Genomic DNA, 20433 nt, shown 5'->3' with positions numbered 1-20433 from the left:
CACCCCTTGTTTTTCTGTTTCGTACGAGAGGAACCCACCCATGGCCGACGCCGAAGCCACCACCGGCAAGGTGACCTTTGTCGGGGCAGGGCCCGGCGCCGCCGACCTGCTCACCTTCCGTGCCGCACGAGCGATCGCGGACGCCGATGTCGTCATCTGGGCGGCCAGCCTCGTACAGGCGGAAGTTCTCGAACACGCGCGTGAAGGCGCAGAGATCCTCGACTCGGCGGCGATGTCCCTCGAAGAGGTGGTCTCCGTCTACGAGCGGGCTGCCACCGAGGGCCTGAAGGTCGCCCGGATCCACTCCGGCGACCCGGCCCTGTGGGGCGGCACGCAGGAGCAGGTCGACCGGTGCGCCGATCTCGGTGTTCAGACCGAGATCGTGCCCGGCGTCTCGTCGTTCTCGGCGGTCGCGGCGATCGCGCAGCGCGAGCTGACCATCCCCGAGGTCGCCCAGTCCGTGATCCTGACCCGGCTCGGCGGCGGCAAGACGCCGATGCCGCCCGGCGAGGAGGTACGGGAGTTCGCGCGGCACGGCACGACGATGGCGCTGTTCCTCTCGACCGCGCGCAGCGGCCAGCTGGTGCGGGAGCTTCTGGAGGGCGGCTACCCGACGACCACGCCCGTCGTCATCGCGTACCAGGTGACGTGGCCGGAGGAGCTCGTGCTGCACTGCACCATCGAGACCCTCGAAGAGACGGTCAAGGAGCACAAGCTCTGGAAGCACACCCTCTTCCTGGTCGGCCCCGCCCTCTCCGCGCACGGCACCCGCTCGCACCTGTACCACCCGGGCCACTTCCACGGCTTCCGCAAGGCCGACCCGCAGGCACGGGCCGCGCTCCGTGCCGACAAGGCCAAATCATGATCACCGTCGTCGGTACGGGGACGGGGGCGCCGCTCGACGCGGCGGCTCTCGAAGCGGTGCGCGCCGCGGGGCTCGTGGTGGGCGCCCGGCGGCACATCGAGGCCGCCCCGCTGCCGCCGGGGACGGCCCGGGTGGTGATGGGGCCGCTCGCCCCCGCGCTCGACGCCATCGAGGAGCGGCTGGTCAAGGCGGACGGGGCCGCAGAGGACACAGCGGGCGGCGGTGTCGTCGTGCTCGCCTCCGGGGACCCGGGGTTCTTCGGGATCGTGCGGGCGCTCGCCGAGCGGTTCGGGCCCGCCGCGCTGGACATCCGGCCCGGCGTCTCGTCGGTCGCCACCGCCTTCGCGCGCGTCGGGCTCCCGTGGGACGACGCGGTGGTGGTGAGCGCGCACGGGCGCGATCTGCGCACCGCCGTGAACGTCTGCCGCGCGCATCCCAAGGTGGCCGTCCTGACCGGCCCCGGCAGTGGCCCCGCCGAGCTCGCCGGGGAGCTGACGCGCCGCTGCGACACCCGCACCCTCGTCGTCGCCTCCGCCCTGGGCGACCCGGAGCACGAGCGCGTCGAGCGGGTCACTTTGGCCGAGGCCGCGGGCCGCGACTGGGGTGCGGCGGTGAGCGTCGTCCTGTGCCTGGACGAGGAACGGGCCCTGGCGCCGGTGCGGACCGTCGCCGGGCCACGGCTCTCCCCCCGCCGATGGGCCCTGGACGAGGACGAGTTCACGCACCGCGACTCGATGATCACCAAGTTCGAGGTGCGGGCGCTCGCCCTGGCCCGGCTCGGGCCGCGCACCGGGGACCTCGTGTGGGACATCGGCGCGGGGTCCGGGTCGGTCGCCGTGGAGTGCGCGCGGTTCGGCGCGGCCGTCGTCGCCGTGGAGAAGACCGCCGACGGGGTCGAGCGCGTGCGGGCCAACGCCGCCGCGCACGGCGTCGACGTACGGGCGGTGCACGGGGCGGCGCCCACCGTCCTCTCCGATCTCTCGGATCCGGACGCCGTGTTCATCGGGGGCGGTGGCCGTGAGCTGCCCGCCATAGTGACCGCGTGCGCGCGGCGGGCGCCGCGGACCGTCGTGGTCGCCATGGCGGCGATCGACCGGGTGCCCGCGGTCCGGGCCGCGCTGAGCGGCGCCGGGTACGACTGCGACGGCGTACTGCTGCAGTCCTCGCGGCTCGCGCCGCTGCCCGGTGAGGTCACGCGGCTCGCCGCGGCCAATCCGGTCTTTCTGGTGTGGGGCACCCGCCCCGCATCTTCCTTGCCTGAAGGAGAAGTTCAGTGATCGGCCTGATCTCCGCCACGTCGGCGGGCGGCGCGGCACGCGACCGCGTCGCCGCGGCGTGGCCCTCGCGGACGCGGGTGTACGAGGGTCCCGTGCGGGAGGCCTTGGAGCGGGCCTTCGCGGAGTGCGAGCAGGTGGTGTGCTTCCTCGCCACCGGCGCCGTCGTGCGCCTTGCCGCGCCGCTCCTGCGGGGCAAGGACGTCGACCCCGGGGTCGTGTGCGTCGACGAGGCCGGGCGTTTCGCGGTCGCCCTGCTCGGCGGCCACGAGGGGGGCGCCAACGCGCTGGCCCACGAGGTGGCGGACGTCCTGGGGGCCACGCCTGTGGTGACGACGGCGACCGATGCCGTGGACGTGCCGGGGCTCGACACGCTCGGCCTGCCGGTCGAGGGGGATGTCGCCGGGGTCACCCGCGCGATCCTCGACGGCGAACCGGTGGCCCTGGAGGGCGGGTTCGGCCACCCGCTGCCGCCGCTGCCGTCCCCTGTCACGTCCGGGCAGCGGCAGCCGGGGCAGCCCGTGATCCGGGTGACGGACCGGGTGCTCGAACTCGGCCCGGGTGAGGTCGTGTTGCGGCCCGGTTCGCTCACCGTGGGCGTGGGTGCCAGCAAGGGCGCGCCCACCGAGGAAGTCCTCGGGCTCATCGAGAGCGCCCTGCGGGACGCGGGCCTGTCCCCCGCCTCCGTCGCCGCGCTCGCGACCGTCGACGCGAAGGCCGAAGAGCCCGGCATCGTCGAGGCGGCGGCGCGGCTCGGGGTGCCGGTCGTGACGTACCCGGCCGACGAGCTGGCCGGTGTCGACGTGCCGAACCCCTCCGACGCGCCGCTCGCAGCCGTCGGCACGCCCTCCGTCGCGGAAGCCGCCGCTATGCGCGGCGGCGGTGAACTCCTCGTGCCGAAGCGGAAGTCGGCGCCCGAGGGCCGTGCGCCCATGGCGACCTGCGCGGTGGTGCGTCGCGCACCCCGCGGGCGGCTCGCCGTGGTCGGGCTCGGTCCCGGCGCACGGGATCTGCTGACGCCGCGCGCCCGCGGGGAGCTGCGCAGGGCCTCGGTCCTGGTCGGCCTCGACCAGTACGTCGATCAGATCCGCGACCTGCTCAGGCCCGGCACGCGGGTCATCGAGTCGGGTCTGGGCGCCGAGGAGGAGCGGGCCCGTACCGCTGTCGCCGAGGCGCAGAAGGGGCAGGCGGTCGCGCTGATCGGGTCCGGTGACGCGGGCGTGTACGCGATGGCCTCGCCCGCGCTCGCCGAGGCGAGCGACGACATCGACGTCATCGGAGTGCCCGGCGTGACGGCCGCGCTCGCCGCCGCGGCGATCCTCGGCGCGCCGCTCGGCCACGACCACGTCTCCATCAGCCTGTCCGACCTGCACACTCCGTGGGAGGTCATCGAGCGCCGGGTGCGCGCGGCGGCCGAGGCCGACATCATCGTCACGTTCTACAACCCGCGCAGCCGGGGCCGCGACTGGCAGCTCCCGAAGGCCCTGTCGATCCTCGCGGAGCACCGCGAGCCCACGACGCCCGTGGGTGTCGTGCGCAACGCCTCGCGCCCGGACGAGTCGGCGCTGCTGAGCACGATCGGCGAACTCGACCCGGCGGTCGTCGACATGATGACGGTCGTGACCGTCGGCAACACCGCGACCCGCGAGATCGCGGGCCGCATGGTGACCCCGCGCGGCTACCGCTGGCAGCACGCGGCCGTCCCTTCGGAGGTGTCCCAGTGACCCGTGTCGTCCACCCCATCGAGCAGGAGTCGTTCCGGCGGCTGAGGGCACGCCTGGACACCTCCCACTTCGCGCCCCTGACCCGCGCGGTCGTGGAGCGCGTCATCCACTCCGCCGCCGACCTCGAGTACGCGACGGACCTCGTCACCGACGAGGACGCCCTGGTGGCCGCCCATGCGGCGCTGCACGCGGGCGCGCCCGTGGTCGCCGACGTGGAGATGGTGGCCGCGGGCATCACGAAGCGGCAGGCGGTCTGCCGCCTCAAGGACGCCAAGTCCCAGGGGACACTGACCCGTTCGGCCCACGCGATCCGCCTCGCGTACGAGGAAGTGGGCCCCGGCGCTCTCTGGGTGATCGGCTGCGCGCCGACCGCACTGGAGGAACTGCTCGTCCTCGACGCCGCGCCCGCGCTCGTCATCGGCCTGCCGGTGGGCTTCGTGGGGGCGGCGGAGTCGAAGGCGGCTCTGCGCGAGAGCGGGCTTCCGGCCGTCAGCAACGTGTCGGAGAAGGGCGGCTCGGCGGTGGCCGCCGCGGCGCTGAACGCGCTGCTGTATCACCCCGCGCCGACGTCCGGCGTGAACGTAACAATCACCGAAGCATCCAAGGAGTCCCAGTGACCACCCCGCCCGCACTGCTCATCGCCGGACACGGCACCCGTGACGACGCCGGAGCGGACGCCTTCCGGGACTTCGTGCAGGAGCTCGCCCGCCGCAACCCCGAGCTGCCGGTCGCCGGCGGTTTCATCGAACTGTCCCCGCCGCCGCTGGGCGACGCGGTCACCGACCTCGTGGAGCGGGGCGTCAAACGCTTCGCCGCCGTCCCGCTGATGCTGGTGTCGGCCGGGCACGCCAAGGGTGACATCCCCGCGGCGCTCACCCGCGAGAAGGAGCGCCACCCCGGCATCTCGTACACCTACGGCCGCCCGCTCGGCCCGCACCCCTCGCTCCTGAAGGTCCTCGACCGCCGCCTGGACGAGGCGCTGGGCGGCTCGGCCCGCACGCCCGAGGACCGCGCGGACGTGACGGTGCTGCTCGTGGGCCGCGGTTCGACCGACCCGGACGCCAACGCCGAGGTGCACAAGGCGGCGCGGCTGCTGTGGGAGGGGCGTGGCTACGCGGGCGTGGAGACTGCGTTCGTGTCGCTCGCGGCGCCGGACGTGCCCTCGGGCCTCGACCGCTGCGTACGCCTTGGTGCCAAGCGGATCGTGGTCCTGCCCTACTTCCTGTTCACCGGCATCCTGCCGGACCGGGTGCGTCGGCAGACGGACGGCTGGGCCGCGGCGCACCCCGGCACCGAGGTGCTCTCGGCGAACGTGATCGGCCCCGAGGAGGAGCTCCTCGACCTCGTCATGGAGCGCTACCGGGAGGCGGTCAAGGGCGATCTGCGGATGAACTGCGACTCCTGCGTCTACCGCATCGCCCTGCCCGGCTTCGAGGACAAGGTGGGGCTCCCGCAGCAGCCGCACTTCCACCCGGACGACGACGGGGACCACGCGCACGGGCATGGCCACGGGCATGGTCACCACCACGGGTCCCATGCGCACTCCCACTGAGAGCGAGGCCGGGGCCGAGTACGACGGCGAACTGGACCTGCGGCATCACGGCGACGCCGAGGTCCGGGGCGCCGTCGGCATCACCGATCTCGCGGTGAACGTCCGCGCGGACACCCCTCCCGCCTGGCTGAAGCGGCACATCGCCGCCTCGCTGGACGGCCTCGCCGCCTACCCGGACGGCCGGGCGGCGCGGGCGGCGGTGGCGAAGCGGCACGGCGTCACGCCGGACCGGGTGCTGCTCACGTCGGGCGCGGCGGAGGCATTCGTGCTCCTCGCCCGTGCGCTGAAGGTACGTCAGCCCGTCGTGGTGCACCCGCAGTTCACCGAGCCGGAGGCCGCGCTGCGGGACGCGGGACATGCGGTGGGGCGGGTGCTGCTCCGGGAGGAGGACGGCTTCCGCCTCTCGGGGGCGGGGGTTCCCAAGGAGGCCGACCTGGTCGTGATCGGCAACCCGACGAACCCGACCTCGGTCCTCCACCCGGCGGCCTCGATCACCGAACTGGCGCGCCCTGGACGGGTGTTGGTGGTGGACGAGGCGTTCATGGACGCGGTGCCGGGTGAACGGGAGGCGCTGGCGGGTCGCACGGACGTACCGGGCCTGGTGGTGCTGCGGAGCCTCACCAAGACGTGGGGCCTTGCGGGGCTGCGGATCGGCTACGTCCTGTCCGACCCGGAGACGATCGCCGCCCTGTCGCGGGCACAGCCCCTGTGGCCGGTGTCTTCGCCCGCCCTCGCGGCGGCGGAGGCGTGCGTGGCACCTGCGGCGCTGGCCGAGGCGTCGGCGGCGGCGCTGCGGGTGGCTGCCGACCGGGCCTGTTTCCTGGGCGGGCTGCGGGAGTTCGCCCCCTTCGGGGTGCGGGCCGTCGAGCCCGCGGAGGGGCCCTTCGTCCTGCTCCGGGCTCCGGGGGCCCATACCCTGCGTGAACGCTTGCGGGAGCGAGGCTTCGCCTTGCGGCGGGGGGATACGTTTCCGGGGCTTGGCCCGGAGTGGCTGCGAGTCGCGGTGCGTGACCGGGGGACGACGGATCGGCTTCTGGGGGCGTTGCGGGGGGAGCTGGGGGGCTGAGGCCCTTTCCTTTCCCCAACCCCACCCCTTCCCAAAAACCCGCTCTGGCGCGGGGGCCTTGGTGACCGTCGTCACCGGCTCCGCCGAGTTCGTCCTCAAACGCCGGACGGGCTGAACGTTTCCGGCCGGAGCTTGAGGCCGTCTCGTACGGAGTCTGGGGCGGAGCCCCAGTTTCGGGAAGGGGTGCCCGCGCGCGGAGCGCGCTGATGGGTGCAGCGGGGAAAGCCCCCGCAGGGTCCGCCCCGCCTCAGCCCTTACGCCCCCGGCGAGTCATCGCCACCGCCCCGCCCCCCGCAGCGAGCAGCAGAGCCCCGCCCCCCACCAGATAGGGAGTGGACGAGCTCCCCCCGGTCTCGGCGAGGTTAGCCTCCTGCGGCTTCGTCGCGACGGGCTTCTCCCCCGCACCCCCCTGCGGCTTCACCGGCGGAGCCGAGGGCTCAGGCTCGGCGACCGCCGGCGCCGCAGGCGTCTCGCAGGACGCCCCCGCCAGCGTCACCGTCCCCTCCACCTCCGCGACGTTCAGCTTCAGGGGGTTCACGGAGACCTTCAGCTCCAGCGCGGACGCCGCCGCCGTACGCGACGTCGTGTGCGCCTTCGACAGGTCGAGCCGCACCTCTCCGACCCCCGGCACCTTCACGTGCGTCGTTCCCCCGGCCGACAGCGTGACCTTCTTACCGAGCACGGTGACGCCACCCAGCACATTCGCCTCGGCGACAGGCCGCTTGCCCGCCGCGCAGACCGCCTTGGACGTCACCTGCTCGACCTCGATCAGGGACAGCAGGGGCAGGCCCGGCACATGCACCTTCGCCCGCGCGATGTTGCTGTGACCCTCCGCCTTGCCGTTCTCGACGGTCGCCTTCGCGGTGGCGGCGTCCGCCCGCAGCACGCTGAACGGCTGCCCGCCGTCGACCCCGTCCAGCGTGGCGGTGAGGGCGGTCTTCTCGGCGCTGGCCGGCGCCTGGACTTCGTTGAGCGAGACCTTGAGCGGGACGTTCAGGGTCTTGTTGAGCAGGGACACGTCGAGCCCGGTGCGCAGCACGACGGCGTTCGCGCGGCCCTTGTCGCCGCCCGTGGCCCCGGCGGGTGCCGCGGTGGCGAACGCCGCGGGTCCCGCGGCGAGAACCGTGGCGGTGGCGATCACGCCGAGGCGGCGTGCGGGCAGGCGGAAGGTGTTGCTGTTCAAGGTGGTGGAACCCCCACATGAGTTACGGAGCCGCCGGAAGCCTCGCGCTTCGCTGGATGGGGACATCGCATGAGCACGACACCGGCGACATCGACAGAGGGAATCTTTACGCACTGAGAGTGAAAGGCCAGCGACGAAGCGTGAGTTCACTCCAAAGGGAGGTTTCCGTCCCTGCTTTCGAATCTTCCGGCACGGGCGTTCCCCCGAGTCACCCGGGCAACTCCCTGGCTCGAACACGCCGGTTGACGCCGTCGCCATGGCCGAATGATGTGTAACGAACCGAGGTCCGTACGCGTAACGCTCCGTCAATATGAGTCACATGGGGCAGATGACGCGGACGCGTGGCGAGGAATGGTCCACACAGGGCACGTACGGGGTGCGGTTCGAGTGGGGACCCGAAGGGGCCCGGCGGCTCACGGCGGGCGGGGACGTGGCGTGCCTGGTCGTCGTCGACGTGCTGTCGTTCACGACGGCGGTGTCGGTCGCCGTGGACGCGGGGACGAGGGTCTTCCCGTACGCGTGGCGGGACGAGAGCGCCGTCGCCTTCGCGGCCGGGCGGGACGCCGAACTGGCCGTGGGACGGCGGGCGGTGACCGCCGGGTCGCCCTGGTCCCTCTCCCCCGCCGCGCTGCGCCGGGCGCCCTTCGCGCCACGCCTCGTGCTGCCCTCGCCCAACGGTTCGGCGATCGCCGCCGCGGCGGGTACGTCCGGTGCGGTCGTCGCGGGGTGTCTCAGGAACGCGGCGGCGGTGGGGAGTTGGCTGACGGGGCAGGGGTACGGGGTGCCCGGCCGGCCGGTGGCCGTGGTCGCCGCGGGCGAGCGCTGGGGCGACGGGAGCCTGCGTCCTTCCCTGGAGGATCTGCTGGGGGCGGGGGCGATCGTCTCCTCGATCCGGGATGCGGTGCTCTCGCCGGAGGCGGCCGTGGCGGCAGCCTCGTACACCTCCTGCGCCGATGTGGCCGCGGCGGTCACCGGCTGCGCGTCGGGGCGGGAGCTGCGGGACTACGGCTTCGCGGAGGATGTGGCGGTCGCCGTGGAGGTGGGGGCTTCGGAGGAGGTGCCAGTGTGGGCGGAGGGGGCCTTCTCCCGCAGGTGAGGACGGAATCGGCGGAGCCGGTGACCACGGCCGGCAAGGCCCCCGCGCCCAGCGGCCCGCGGTTTGCGGCGGAGCCGGAAACGTCACAGCGGGAAGGGGCTGGATCAGGGAAGGGGGAACCCGCCCCTACCCCACCACCCTCCCGTTCAGCACAACCCTCCGCGGCGCGGCCAGCACCCCCACGTCCTCCCGCGGATCGGCCCCGTACACCACCAGATCCGCCGGCGCTCCCTCCACCAGGCCGGGACGCCCCAGCCAGGACCTCGCTCCCCACGTCGTCGCCGACAGGGCGTCCACCGCCGGGATGCCCGCGAGCCGCAGCTCTGCCACCTCGGCGGCGACGAGGCCGTGGGCCAGTGAACCGCCCGCGTCCGTGCCCGCGTACACCGGCACTCCGGCGTCGTACGCGGCCCGCACCGTGTCGTAGCGGCGCTCGTACAGCCGCCGCATGTGCCGCGACCACTGGGGGAACTTCGACTCGCCGCCGTCGGCGAGCTGCGGGAACGTCGCGATGTTCACCAGCGTCGGGACGATCGCGACGCCCCGCTCGGCGAAGAGCGGAATGGTCTCCTCGGTCAGTCCGGTGGCGTGCTCGACACAGTCGATGCCCGCCTCCACCAGGTCCCGCAGGGAGTCCTCGGCGAAGCAGTGCGCCGTCACACGCGCCCCGAGCCGGTGCGCCTCCGCGATCGCCGCCTCCACCGCGGGCCGGGGCCAGCATGCCGTCAGGTCTCCGGCGTCGCGGTCGATCCAGTCGCCGACCAGCTTGACCCAGCCGTCGCCGCGCCGCGCCTCCTGCGCGACGTACGCGACGAGGTCGGAGGGCTCGATCTCGTGGGCGTAGTTGCGGATGTAGCGGCGCGTACGCGCGATGTGGCGGCCCGCGCGGATGATTTTGGGGAGGTCGTCACGGTCGTCGATCCAGCGGGTGTCGGACGGGGAGCCGGCGTCGCGGATCAGGAGGGCGCCGATCTCGCGGTCGGTCAGCGCCTGCTTCTCCGCCGTGGCCGCGTCCACCGGGCCGTGCGTGTCCAGGCCGACGTGACAGTGCGCGTCGACCAGGCCGGGAAGTGTCCAGCCGTCGATCGTGACGTCCGGTGCCGCCGACGGGCGGTCGTACGTCACCCTGCCCCCGACCACCCACAATTCGTCCCGGACCTCGTCCGGGCCGACGAGCACCCGCCCCTTCACGTGCAGCACCGTGTGATCGCTCATGTACAGCAGCTTAAAAGGCTGTCGGTAGGCTCGGTCCGGCAGCCCGAACGAACTCGTGAGCGAAGTGAGCAGCACCGTGACGACGCATCCATTCCTTGACCTGGCCCCCTTGAGCGCCCAGCACTTCGCCTCCATCGAGGAGCGCGTCGCCGGGCTGCTCTCCACCTCCCAGGACGTCGTGATCATGCAGGGTGAGGCGCTGCTGCCCCTGGAAGGCTGCATCCGGGGTGCGGCTCAGCCCGGCACGACCGCGCTGAACGTCATCACCGGTCCTTACGGGCAGACCTTCGGCAACTGGCTGCGGGACTGCGGGGCGACCGTCGTCGATCTCGCCGTGCCCTTCCACACGGCCGTGACCGCGGAGCAGGTGCGCGAGGCACTGGCCGCGCACCCGGAGATCGACTTCGTCTCACTCGTGCACGCCGAGGCCGCGACCGGCAACACCAATCCCGTGGCCGAGATCGGTGAGGTCGTACGCCGGCACGGCGCCCTCTTCATGCTCGACGCCGTCGCCTCGGTGGCCGCCGAGCCGCTGCTCCCGGACGCGTGGGGCGTGGACCTGTGCGTGATCGGCGCGCAGAAGGCGATGGGCGGCCCGGCGGGTGTCTCGGCGGTCTCCGTGAGCGAGCGGGCCTGGACGCGCCTCGCCGCCAACCCACGGGCGCCGCGCCGCTCCTACCTCTCCCTCCTGGACTGGAAGGAGCGCTGGATCGACGGCGGGCGCAAGGCGCTGCTGCACGCCCCGGCCCAGTTGGAGATGCTGGCCCTCGAAGCGTGCGTGGAGCGCATCGAGGCGGAGGGTCTTGACGCGCTGATGGCGCGGCACGCCACCGCCGCCGCCGCGACGCGTGCGGGCGCGCTCGCCCTCGGCGGCGGCCTCACGCCGTACGTCCACGAGGCGCGGGACGCCGCTCCGGTCGCCACGACGCTGCGCGCCCCGCAGGGCGTCGACGCGTCGGCGCTCGTCGCCAAGGCGCTCGCCGCGGACCCGGTCCTTCCGCTGGTCGCCGGTGGTGGCGCCCTGGCCAAGGAGATGATCCGGGTCAACCACTACGGTCCGGACGCGACCCGTGGCGTCGTGCACGCCTCACTGGCCGCCCTGGGCGCCGCGATGGGTGAGGCCGGTCTCACGGTCGACCTCGAAGCGGCACGGCGCGCGGTGACGGCGGCCTGGCAGTAGGCACGGAGGCTGCGGAGCTCGCTCGCCGGCTCGATCTCTACGGGGGTCCGGCGGGGGGCTTCATCCCGGGCCCGGAGCGCGTGCGAGCAGGAAGTGGTCGTAACGGGGCCGTAAATACTCTACGTAAATTCACGGACGAATTCTCACCGCTTCTTTATCCACTTTATCAGCACAGCTTCCCGTATTCTTCTGCCCGCTTTCCGGAGTCCTAAACACTAAGATTTCGGCAACGCCAAGTGTCACAATTCGGACATGCTTCGAGGGAGTTGCGACTATGTGACGTACTCCACATCGCGTCCGATATGAACCGTATGACCCCACCAAATCAGGCCATAGTGCCGAGGTTTCCTGCGGGCGCGCACCCCCGCGTGATAACACATCGAGCGCTCTGACGTAACCCCTCTCGCCGATGCAATCCGAGAAATTGCTCGGTAAATTCAATCCGCATGACCGCTGCACAAGCCGATCTACCGACCGACCTGCTAGCGAATTCCCTGGAAATGCCCGAGGGGTTGCGACTCGACACCCCCGACGTCGCCGACGGCGCCGCGATCTGGCGCATCGCCCGCGACTCGAAGGTGTTGGACCTCAACTCCTCGTACAGCTACCTGCTGTGGTGCCGCGACTTCGCGGCGACCTCCGTGGTGGCCAGGGACTCGAACGGTGAGCCCGCGGGGTTCATCACCGGCTACATCCGGCCCGAGCGGCCGCGCACCCTGGTGGTCTGGCAGGTGGCCGTCGACCAGGCGCACCGCGGCCGCGGCCTTGCCGGTGCGCTGCTCGACGGTCTCACCGCCAAGGTCGCCGCCGACCGGGAGCTGGTCTCGGTCGAAACGACCATCACGCCGGACAACGCGCCGTCCCAGCGGCTGTTCACCTCGTACGCACAGCGCCACGGAGCGTCGGTCGAGCGCACGGTGCTCTTCGACGCCGGGCTCTTCCCCGACGAGGGGCACGAGCCCGAGGTCCTGTTCCTCATCGAGCCGATAGCCCAGACCGGGAAAGTCGCGCAGATCGAACCGGTCGAGCCGGTCGGCTGAGTTCCGCCGATCCCCCCACGCACCATCAGTCATCCCCCCACCTCCCACGTCTTTCCATCTCCCAGGAGATCTGCTGTGACCATCACCCAGCCCGACCTGAGCGTCTTCGAGACCCTGGAGTCGGAGGTGCGCAGCTACTGCCGCGGTTGGCCTACTGTCTTCGACCGTGCGCAGGGGAGCCGCATGTTCGACGAGGACGGCCACTCGTACCTCGACTTCTTCGCCGGGGCCGGCTCGCTCAACTACGGCCACAACAACCCGGTCCTCAAACGCGCCCTGATCGACTACCTGGAGCGCGACAGCATCGTCCACGGACTCGACATGTCGACGACCGCCAAGCGCGCGTTCCTCGAGTCGTTCCAGAACATCATTCTGCGTCCGCGTGACCTGCCGTACAAGGTCATGTTCCCGGGCCCGACGGGCACCAACGCCGTCGAGTCCGCGCTGAAGCTGGCCCGCAAGGTCAAGGGCCGCGAGTCGATCGTGTCGTTCACGAACGCCTTCCACGGCATGTCGCTCGGCTCGCTCGCCGTGACCGGCAACGCCTTCAAGCGCGCCGGTGCCGGCATCCCGCTGGTGCACGGCACGCCGATGCCCTTCGACCGCTACCTCGAAGGCACGACCCCCGACTTCGTCTGGTTCGAGCGTCTGCTCGAGGACCAGGGCTCCGGCCTCAACCAGCCCGCCGCCGTGATCGTCGAGACGGTGCAGGGCGAGGGCGGCATCAACGTCGCCCGCGCCGAGTGGCTCCGCAAGCTCGCCGAAGTGTGCGAGCGCTGGGACATGCTGCTCATCGTCGACGACATCCAGATGGGCTGCGGCCGCACCGGCGCGTTCTTCTCCTTCGAGGAGGCGGGCATCACGCCGGACATCGTGACGGTGTCCAAGTCCATCAGCGGCTACGGCATGCCGATGGCGCTGACGCTGTTCAAGCCCGAGCTGGACATCTGGGAGCCGGGCGAGCACAACGGCACCTTCCGCGGCAACAACCCGGCGTTCGTCACGGCCGCCGCCGCCCTGGAGACCTACTGGTCCGACGGCCCGGCCATGGAGAAGCAGACCCGTGCCCGCGGCGAGCAGGTCGAGGAGGCGTTCAAGGCGATCGTCGACGAGAACTCCGGCGCCATCAAGGAGTACCGCGGCCGCGGCCTGGTCTGGGGCATGGAGTTCCTCGACAAGGCACGCGCGGGCGCCATCGCCAAGCGCGCCTTCGAACTCGGTCTGCTCATCGAGACCTCAGGACCCGAGAGCGAGGTCGTCAAGCTCCTTCCGGCGCTGACGATCACCGCCGACGAGCTGGACGAAGGACTTCGTACGCTCGCCCGCGCGGTGCGCGAGACCGCCTGAGCGGTTTTCGGGCCGCGTCCTCACCCCCGTAAGAGAAAAGGAACCAAGTCACCGTGATCGTCCGTTCGTTCAAGGACATTGAAGGCACCGACCGGCACGTGAAGTCCGCGTCCGGAACCTGGGAGAGCAAGCGCATCGTCCTCGCCAAGGAGCGGGTGGGCTTCTCGGTCCACGAGACCATCCTGTACGCGGGTACGGAGACGTCGATGTGGTACGCCAACCACATCGAGGCCGTCGTATGCACCAAGGGCGAGGCCGAGCTGACCGACGACACGACCGGAGAGAAGTACACGATCACGCCGGGCACCATGTACCTGCTCGACGGGCACGAGAAGCACACGATGCGGATCAAGGAGGACTTCCACTGCATCTGTGTCTTCAACCCGCCCGTCACGGGTCGTGAGGACCACGACGAGAACGGCGTGTACCCGCTGCTCACGGAGCCGGACCCGGCCTAGCCGGAGCGCGCACCCTGAATCTCCCCCGCCGCCCTCTTCCTCTGGGCGGCGGGGGTGTACATCCCGGAAAGGGCCGTACGAGAGGAGAGGCAGGCAACACCATGACCACCGCACCCGAACGCACCGCCGACCTGTACCCGACCCGAGGCACCGAAGAGGTCCTCATCGAGCGCAAGGACCCCGTCGTGTGGTCCGAGCCGGGTACGCCGGGGCCGATCACGGCCGACGAACTGGCGGGGTTCGACCGGGACGGATTCCTGGCGATCGACCAGCTCATCACCCCTGACGAGGTGAGCGTCTACCACGCCGAGCTGGCGCGGTTGATGAACGACCCCACGATGCGGGCGGACGAGCGCTCGATCGTGGAGCCGCGCTCCCAGGAGATCCGCACCATTTTTGAGGTGCACAAAATCAGCGAGCTGTTCGCGAAGCTCGCCGCCGACCCGCGAGTGGTGGGACGGGCCCGGCAGATCCTGGGCTCCGACGTCTACGTCCACCAGTCCCGGATCAACGTCAAGCCGGGCTTCGGGGCCTCCGGGTTCTACTGGCACTCGGACTTCGAGACCTGGCACGCCGAGGACGGACTCCCGAACATGCGGACCGTCTCGGTCTCGATCGCGCTCACCAAGAATCACGACACCAACGGTGGCCTCATGATCATGCCGGGGTCGCACAAGACGTTCCTCGGCTGTGAGGGCGCAACGCCGAAGGACAACTACAAGCGGTCCCTGCAGATGCAGGACGCGGGCATTCCCTCGAACGAGACGCTGACCAGACTCGCCTCGGACTACGGCATCCGGCTCTTCACCGGTGAGGCGGGCTCCGCGACCTGGTTCGACTGCAATGCCATGCACGGTTCGGGGGACAACATCACGCCCTTCCCGCGCAGCAACGTCTTCATCGTGTTCAACAGCGTGGAGAACACGGCGGTGGAGCCGTTCGCGGCGCCGGTCCGGCGGCCGGAATACATTGGGGCTCGGGACTTCACTCCGGTGAAGTAAGCGCTTCCGTACGCGAGTTGGCCCGGCACCTGGGGGTGCCGGGCCACACTTGGTTACAGCGCCGGGTAGTCCGTGTAGCCCTTCTCCGTGCCGCCGTAGAAGGTGGCCGGGTCAGGCGTGTTGTACGGGCCTTCGGCCTTGAGACGGGCCGGCAGGTCCGGGTTGGCCAGGAACAGCGCGCCGAACGCGACGATGTCCGCGGTGCCGTCCTCGATGAGCGCGAGCGCGTCGGGCCCCGTGGGGCCCTCGGTCGACGGGTTCAGGATGAAGGGGCCGTTGAAGCTCCCGCGCAGGGTGGCCACCAGGTCGCGGATCGGACCCACCTCCATGAGGTGCAGGTAGGCCAGGTCCAAGGCGCTCACCTCCTTCACCAGGGAGGTGTACGTCGCTTCGAGTTCGTCCGCCGGCTCGGAGATGTCGTTGGAGGGGTTGCCGGGCGAGAGGCGCAGGCCCGTGCGGGCGGCTCCGATCTCGGCGGCGACGGCCCTCGCGGTCTCGACCGCGAAGCGGATGCGGTTCTCCGGGGTGCCGCCCCACTCGTCGGTGCGCCGGTTGGAGCCGGGAGCCAGGAACTGGTGGATCAAGTACCCGTTGGCGCCGTGCAGTTCGACTCCGTCGAAGCCCGCGTCGATCGCGTTGCGGGCCGCGGTCGCGAAGTCGGCGATGGTGGCGCGGACCTCGTCGCCGGTGAGCTCTCGGGGCGTGACGTAGTCCTTCGGACCCTCGGCCGTGTAGACCTGTCCCTGGGGCGCGACCGCCGAGGGGGCCACGTTCACCAGGCCGTCGGGGAGCAGTAGGGGGTGGCCGACGCGGCCCGCGTGCATGATCTGGGCGAAGATCTTGCCGCCGGCGGCGTGGACGGCGGAAGTGACCTTGCGCCACGACTCGACCTGCTCGCCGGTGTGCAGGCCCGGGGTGTCCGGATAGCCCTGGCCGACCGCGGAGGGCTGGATGCCCTCCGTGATGATCAGGCCGGCCGAGGCGCGCTGGGCGTAGTACTGGGCGGTGAGTTCCGTGGCGGTGCCGCCTTCGCCCGCCCGGCTCCGGGTCATCGGGGCCATGGCGATGCGGTTGGCGAGCGGGGTGCCCGCGAGGTCGATGGAGTCGAACGCGGTGGTCATCTGATTGCCCCCAGGGAAGGTTGTTGGTCGGCCAAGTAAATGGGCCGGACGTCACTGTAACTCATTCCTTGGCCGACCAAGCTAATATGGAGGAGTACTTTCTTCTCCTCTCAGGAGCCCTGATGAAGGCCTCGGCCGACCCCGCCTGTACCGAGCTCCCCACCGCGGCGCGGCGGGGCCCCGTCAGCCACACCGTGAGCCGGGTGGCCCGGCTGCACCGGATCGCGGCGGGCAAGGTGCTCAAGGGGCTCGGGCTCTACCCCGGCCAGGAGTTCGTGATGATGTACCTCTGGGACGCCGGGCCCGTGCGGCAGTCGGAGCTCATCAAGGCGGTCGACCTGGACCCCTCGACGGTCACCAAGATGCTCCAACGCCTGGAACAGGCAGGTCACGTACGCCGCCGCCCGGACCCGGACGACCGCCGAGCGGTCCTGGTCGAGGCCACGGACACGAGCTGCGGGTTGCTGGCGGAGGTGGAGAGAGCGTGGGGCGAGCTGGAGGAGCAGACGCTCGCGGGGCTGAATCCGGACGAGCGGGTGGAGCTGGCGCGGCTGCTCGGCCGGGTGGAGTCAAACCTGTGCACGGAAACGGCGGACTGCCCCCTGGAGGCGAGGGGCGGGGGCGCCTAGGCACCAGAGTCAGAGCCAGGCCAGGGATGCCGACCGGGTCAGGACCCCCTGCGCGGCGGCTTCGCTGCCGGAAACCCCCCTCGCCACCGTCAGCGCGGCGGCGGCACCGGCCAACCGCGCACCCGCGCACCCGCGCACCCGCGCCAGGGTTCAGCCGGAGAGCACGTCGAGGATCCGGTCCACGTCCGTCTCGGTGTTGTACAGGTGGAACGAGGCCCGCAGGTGTCCCGCCCGCGCGGAGGTGATGATCCCGGCCCGGCTCAACTCCGGCTCTCTGTCGGCGAGTCCGCGTACGGAGACGATGGGGGACGCGCCCGGCACCGGCTCGTGGCCCAGTTCCGCGAGCCCGGCGCGGTAGCGGGCCGCGAGCGCCGTGTCGTGGGCGTGGACCGCTTCGATTCCGGTCTCCTCCAGGTACGCCAGGGCCGCCGCAGCACCGTGGTACGCGAGGAAGGCGGGGGGTTCGTCGAAGCGGTGCGCGTCGGGGGCCAGTTCGGTGAGCGGGCCGTACGTGGAGTTCCAGCTGTCCGCCGACGCCAGCCAGCCGCCGTGCAGCGGGACGAGTGACTCCTGCGCCTCCTCGCTCACCGTCAGGAAGGAGGTGCCGCGCGGGCAGAGCAGCCATTTGAACGCGCCGGTGACGGTGTAGTCGTACAGGCTCGCGTCGAAGGGCAGCCAACCCGCCGCCTGGGTCGCGTCGTTGAGGGTCCGGGCGCCGTGGACGGCGGCGGCCTCGCGTATCGCCGCGTCGTCGGCGATCCTGCCGTCGGCCGACTGGACGAGGGAGTACACGACGAGGGCCGTGGTGGAGTGGATCGACTCGGCGAGGTCCTCGAGGGGCGCATAGCGGATCTTGAGGTCGCCGCGCACCACGAAGGGGTTGATGATCGAGCTGAAGTCGCCTTCCGGGAACAGGACTTCGGAGCCCGGCCGCTGCGCCGCCGCGATGAGTCCCGCGTGCACGGCGACCGACCCGCCGTTCGCCACACGGGCGTGGGGCACTCCCACGAGCCGGGCGAAGGACTCACGGGCGGCCTGGACGATCCCGAAGTCGCCGGAGCCGCTCCGTCTGCCCGCGCCGTTCTCCGCCGCGAGGCGCTGGATCGCCTCGACAGCCCGGGAGGGCAGCAGGCCGCAGCTCGCCGTGTTCAGATACGTCGACGTGGGCGCGAACTCGGCGCCGTTGATGTTCCCCATGGGATCACTCTCGCGCCCGTTCGCGCCCACGTCCATCCCGTATATCGGCGCTTACGCGTGGCCGCGTCGCCTCAGCCTTGCGGAACCGCGCAGCCGTCGGGGCCGCAGGCGTCACCGTCCGCGAGCGTGGTGAGCGGCGAACGGCTGCCCCACGCCTGCTCCAGAGCCTGCGCGAAGACATCGGCGGGCTGGGCGCCGGAGACACCGTACTTGCGGTCGAGGACGAAGAACGGCACGCCGTTCGCGCCGAGCTCGGCCGCCTCACGCTCGTCGGTGCGTACGTCGTCGGCGTACCGGGAGGGGTCGGCGAGCACCGCGCGGGCCGCGTCCGCGTCGAGACCGGCCGCGACCGCGAGCTCCACGAGCCGCTCGTCGTCGTCGAAGACGGAGCGCTCCTCGGCGAAGTTGGCGCGGTAGAGGAGCCCGAGCAGCGCGTCCTGCCTGCCCTGCTCCTTGGCGAAGTGCAGCAGGCGGTGCATGTCGAAGGTGCTGCCGTGGTCGCGGCCCTCGGTGAGGTAGTCGAGGCCCTCGGACGAGGCGTTCACACCGAGGTTCCGCTCGGCCTCCTGAGCCTGCTCCTCGCTCATGCCGTACTTCTTGGCGAGCATCGGGATCACGGGCCCGCTGTCACCCTTGGCGCGCGAGGGGTCGAGCTCGAAGGAGCGGTGCACCACCTCGACGTCGTCGCGGTGCGGGAAGGCGGCGAGCGCCTTCTCGAAGCGGGCCTTGCCCACGTAGCACCAGGGGCAGGCGATGTCGCTCCAGATCTCGACGCGCATGTGACTAGCTCTCTTCGGGTCGAACGGTAGTGCGGAGGGTCCCTCCGGTCAGTTGAAGAACGTACGACCCGGTCCGGTCATTCCCCAGGCGGTACGGACAGCCGCATCCGCAGGTGCGTGCCCGCGCCCTCGTCCTGCTCCGCCGGCTGCCAGCCGTGGCGTACGTAGAAGGCCTGGGCGCGCCGGTTCTCCCGGTGCACCTCCAGGGTGGCCGTCCGGACGCCGTCGGCCCGCCACTCCTCCACGCAAGCGGCGTGCAGGTCCGTGCCGATGCCCGCGCGCCAGTGCTCGGGGTCGACGTGGAACTGGAAGAGGGTCATGGCGTCCGCCTCCTCGCCCCCGGACGTACGGAAGGACGCGACGCCCACGATCCGGCCCTCGCGGACCGCGCACAGCACGTGTCCGACACGGCGCTCGATGGCGCCCCGCCACAGCGCTGTCCCGTCGACGCCTTCTTCCGGCAGCCCCTCGGGGTAGTACGTGGCACGGGCGCGGGCGTGCAGGGCCGCGAGGGCCGGGGCGTCGTCGGGCAGGGCGGTGCGTATGACGGTCGGCATCACGGTCCGCATCGTCGTGGGGAGAGTCGTGCTGGGGGGAGGCGTCGTGGCGGGAACTGAGTGGATCATGCTGCGATAGACGTGTTCCGGGAGCCTTGAGTTCCGAGGCGGCTGAACTGGGCGCGGTAGGCGCTCGGCGTGAGCCCGGTGCGGCGCACCAGGTGGCCGCGGAGCGAGTCGGCGGTGCCGAGCCCGCAGGCCCGCGCCACCTGGTCCATGGCGAGCGAGGTCGTCTCCAGGAGCTCCTTGGCCCGCTCGACGCGCTGGTGAAGCAGCCACTGCAGCGGGCTCACCCCGCTCTCCGCGTGGAAGCGCCGGGTGAGGGTGCGCACGCTGACGCCCGCCTGCCGCGCGAGGTCGGTGAGCGTGAGCGGCTCGTCGAGGTGGCGCATGGCCCAGCCCCGGGTGTCGGCGCAGGCGTTGCCGCGCTCGGGCGGGAGCGGGGTCTGGGTGAACTGGGTCTGGCCGCCGGGCCGTACGGGGGCGACGAGCGCGGCCCTCGCCACCCGGTTGGCGACGGCGGCGCCGCAGTCGGTGCGGATGATGTGCAGGCACAGGTCGATCCCCGCGGCGTACCCGGAGGACGTCATGACCTGCCCGTCCTCCACGTAGAGGACGTCCCCCTTGAGGTCGAGCGCGGGATAGCGGCTGCGCAGTTCCTCGGCGAGCTCCCAGTACGTGGTCGCGCTGCGCCCGTCGAGCAGCCCCGCCTCGGCGAGCACGAAGGCACCGCTGCAGATGGACGCGATGCGCCGGCCCGCGTCGGCGGCCTCGCGGACGGCTGCGACGGTCCGCGGATCGGGTTCGTAACGGTGCCCGGTGCCCGCGACGAGAAGGGTGTCGGCGCCGCGCAGGGTGTCGAGCCCCCGCTCCACCTGGAGGCTGAGTCCGCCGGTGGTGGCGACGGGGCCGGGCTGCGGGGTGCAGACGACCACCTCGTATCCAAGGCCGCCCGCCACCTCGACCTTCCCGAAGAGCATCTCGGGGATCGCGAGGTTGAACATCGACACCGGTGAGGGCGCGATGACGGCGACGCGGTGGGGCCGATGGGATCGGGGCGCGGACTTCGGGCGGGACATGGCCAGAACCTCCGGAGGTATGGCATTCAGGCCACTACTGTAGCCACGCCGCCGTCAGCAGACTCATGGG

20 protein-coding genes are annotated in these 20433 nt (G+C 71.6%); 13 read left to right on the top strand and 7 right to left on the bottom strand.

The window, feature by feature from the left end; genetic code table 11:
• Positions 1–40: 40 nt before the first annotated feature.
• Genes cobM through cobC form a run of 6 tightly spaced genes read left to right on the top strand, consistent with a single transcriptional unit; the run spans position 41 to position 6481 of the window.
• Complete coding sequence (gene cobM, locus AB0I94_RS30920; RefSeq protein ID WP_363312998.1) at positions 41–865, top strand: precorrin-4 C(11)-methyltransferase; 825 nt, start codon at positions 41–43, stop codon at positions 863–865.
• Positions 862–2142 carry a precorrin-6y C5,15-methyltransferase (decarboxylating) subunit CbiE gene (gene cbiE / locus AB0I94_RS30915; RefSeq protein WP_363312997.1) on the top strand — a complete coding sequence of 427 codons (1281 nt, stop codon included), beginning with the start codon at positions 862–864 and terminating at the stop codon, positions 2140–2142. The genes cobM and cbiE overlap by 4 nt, the downstream gene beginning before the upstream one ends.
• Entirely contained in the window at positions 2139–3863 is a 1725-nt protein-coding gene (gene cobJ, locus AB0I94_RS30910; RefSeq protein WP_363312996.1) for a precorrin-3B C(17)-methyltransferase, read from the top strand. Before cbiE ends, cobJ begins: the two co-directional genes overlap by 4 nt.
• The gene (locus AB0I94_RS30905) at positions 3860–4480 is read left to right on the top strand and encodes a precorrin-8X methylmutase (RefSeq protein ID WP_363312995.1); all 621 of its coding nucleotides are present in this window, start codon (positions 3860–3862) and stop codon (positions 4478–4480) included. The genes cobJ and AB0I94_RS30905 overlap by 4 nt, the downstream gene beginning before the upstream one ends.
• A complete protein-coding gene (locus AB0I94_RS30900) occupies positions 4477–5415 on the top strand; it encodes a sirohydrochlorin chelatase (RefSeq protein WP_363312994.1) in 939 nt (312 codons plus the stop codon). Before AB0I94_RS30905 ends, AB0I94_RS30900 begins: the two co-directional genes overlap by 4 nt.
• Positions 5399–6481, top strand: a complete 1083-nt coding sequence (gene cobC, locus AB0I94_RS30895) for an Rv2231c family pyridoxal phosphate-dependent protein CobC (protein WP_363312993.1) — start codon at positions 5399–5401, stop codon at positions 6479–6481. The genes AB0I94_RS30900 and cobC overlap by 17 nt, the downstream gene beginning before the upstream one ends.
• A gap of 247 nt (positions 6482–6728) precedes the next feature.
• Here the strand turns inward: cobC and AB0I94_RS30890 are convergent, their stop codons facing one another.
• Positions 6729–7664: an SCO1860 family LAETG-anchored protein gene (locus tag AB0I94_RS30890; protein WP_363312992.1), complete on the bottom strand. Its 936-nt coding sequence runs from the start codon at positions 7662–7664 to the stop codon at positions 6729–6731.
• Between the two features lie 328 nt (positions 7665–7992).
• Between AB0I94_RS30890 and AB0I94_RS30885 the strand changes: the two genes are divergently transcribed.
• Entirely contained in the window at positions 7993–8760 is a 768-nt protein-coding gene (locus AB0I94_RS30885; protein WP_363312991.1) for a 2-phosphosulfolactate phosphatase, read from the top strand.
• A gap of 126 nt (positions 8761–8886) precedes the next feature.
• On the opposite strand, the gene AB0I94_RS30880 is transcribed toward AB0I94_RS30885, so the two are convergent.
• A complete protein-coding gene (locus tag AB0I94_RS30880; RefSeq protein ID WP_363312990.1) occupies positions 8887–9975 on the bottom strand; it encodes an amidohydrolase family protein in 1089 nt (362 codons plus the stop codon).
• Between the two features lie 76 nt (positions 9976–10051).
• Between AB0I94_RS30880 and AB0I94_RS30875 the strand changes: the two genes are divergently transcribed.
• The 5 genes from AB0I94_RS30875 (at position 10052) to thpD (ending at position 15001) form a co-directional block, all read left to right on the top strand.
• Positions 10052–11155: an aminotransferase class V-fold PLP-dependent enzyme gene (locus tag AB0I94_RS30875; protein ID WP_363312989.1), complete on the top strand. Its 1104-nt coding sequence runs from the start codon at positions 10052–10054 to the stop codon at positions 11153–11155.
• A 446-nt stretch (positions 11156–11601) separates the two neighbouring features.
• Positions 11602–12195 (top strand): diaminobutyrate acetyltransferase, encoded by a 594-nt coding sequence (ectA, locus tag AB0I94_RS30870; protein ID WP_363312988.1) that lies wholly within the window; start codon positions 11602–11604, stop codon positions 12193–12195.
• A gap of 75 nt (positions 12196–12270) precedes the next feature.
• The gene (ectB, locus tag AB0I94_RS30865; RefSeq protein WP_363312987.1) at positions 12271–13542 is read left to right on the top strand and encodes a diaminobutyrate--2-oxoglutarate transaminase; all 1272 of its coding nucleotides are present in this window, start codon (positions 12271–12273) and stop codon (positions 13540–13542) included.
• Between the two features lie 53 nt (positions 13543–13595).
• The gene (locus tag AB0I94_RS30860; protein ID WP_363312986.1) at positions 13596–14000 is read left to right on the top strand and encodes an ectoine synthase; all 405 of its coding nucleotides are present in this window, start codon (positions 13596–13598) and stop codon (positions 13998–14000) included.
• Between the two features lie 101 nt (positions 14001–14101).
• Positions 14102–15001, top strand: a complete 900-nt coding sequence (thpD, locus tag AB0I94_RS30855) for an ectoine hydroxylase (protein ID WP_363312985.1) — start codon at positions 14102–14104, stop codon at positions 14999–15001.
• A gap of 53 nt (positions 15002–15054) precedes the next feature.
• On the opposite strand, the gene AB0I94_RS30850 is transcribed toward thpD, so the two are convergent.
• Positions 15055–16122: an alkene reductase gene (locus AB0I94_RS30850; RefSeq protein WP_363312984.1), complete on the bottom strand. Its 1068-nt coding sequence runs from the start codon at positions 16120–16122 to the stop codon at positions 15055–15057.
• A 122-nt stretch (positions 16123–16244) separates the two neighbouring features.
• Here AB0I94_RS30850 and AB0I94_RS30845 point away from each other — a divergent pair, with 122 nt between their 5' ends.
• Positions 16245–16751: a MarR family winged helix-turn-helix transcriptional regulator gene (locus AB0I94_RS30845; RefSeq protein WP_363312983.1), complete on the top strand. Its 507-nt coding sequence runs from the start codon at positions 16245–16247 to the stop codon at positions 16749–16751.
• A 150-nt stretch (positions 16752–16901) separates the two neighbouring features.
• Here the strand turns inward: AB0I94_RS30845 and AB0I94_RS30840 are convergent, their stop codons facing one another.
• The 4 genes from AB0I94_RS30840 to AB0I94_RS30825 form a co-directional block, all read right to left on the bottom strand.
• On the bottom strand, positions 16902–17948 hold the full coding sequence (locus tag AB0I94_RS30840; RefSeq protein ID WP_363312982.1) for an aminotransferase class V-fold PLP-dependent enzyme: 1047 nt from the start codon (positions 17946–17948) through the stop codon (positions 16902–16904).
• 71 nt (positions 17949–18019) lie between these two features.
• Positions 18020–18727 (bottom strand): DsbA family oxidoreductase, encoded by a 708-nt coding sequence (locus tag AB0I94_RS30835; RefSeq protein ID WP_363312981.1) that lies wholly within the window; start codon positions 18725–18727, stop codon positions 18020–18022.
• Between the two features lie 77 nt (positions 18728–18804).
• Complete coding sequence (locus AB0I94_RS30830) at positions 18805–19284, bottom strand: GNAT family N-acetyltransferase (RefSeq protein WP_363312980.1); 480 nt, start codon at positions 19282–19284, stop codon at positions 18805–18807.
• A gap of 65 nt (positions 19285–19349) precedes the next feature.
• Positions 19350–20363, bottom strand: coding sequence for a helix-turn-helix domain-containing protein (locus AB0I94_RS30825; RefSeq protein WP_363312979.1), 1014 nt, complete (start codon positions 20361–20363; stop codon positions 19350–19352).
• Positions 20364–20433 lie beyond the last annotated feature (70 nt).

Origin of the sequence: Streptomyces sp. NPDC050147, assembly GCF_040660195.1 — a bacterium.
Classification (GTDB): Bacteria; Actinomycetota; Actinomycetes; order Streptomycetales; family Streptomycetaceae; genus Streptomyces.
The sequence above is the reverse complement of the archived record's forward strand: the minus strand, read 5'-3'. Positions and strand labels throughout refer to the sequence as shown.